The organism is Psychroserpens mesophilus, assembly GCF_050617655.1.
Classification (GTDB): domain Bacteria; phylum Bacteroidota; class Bacteroidia; order Flavobacteriales; family Flavobacteriaceae; genus Psychroserpens; species Psychroserpens mesophilus_A.
Window position 1 is genome coordinate 1 of sequence record NZ_JBODQC010000472.1, and the last position, 239, is coordinate 239.

The 239-nt window shown below is 46.4% G+C and carries 1 protein-coding gene; it reads right to left on the bottom strand.

Translation table 11 applies throughout. The features are described 5' to 3' along the window. Nucleotides 1-135: S4 domain-containing protein (locus ACRHNM_RS18040; protein WP_431138006.1), on the bottom strand; the 135-nt coding region annotated here is incomplete at its 3' end. Nucleotides 136-239 lie beyond the last annotated feature (104 nt).

The following is a 239-nucleotide window of genomic DNA, read 5'->3' on the forward strand; positions in this document are numbered from 1 at the left end:
GGTAATTTCAACACGGTCGCCCAGCGTGGCGATTTTGCCATCAACGCTTACGCGACCTACAGAGATAATGGTTTCAATCTCACGACGGGAACCATGGCCAGCGCGAGCCAGCACTTTTTGTAACTTTTCGCTCATTGAGCTTCCTCGGGTGTCGCCTTCACAGGCGTCGATGGAAAGAATATATTTTTCAATTACTTAATTAATTGAAGTGTCAGGCATTATACATGACTTTTGCCACC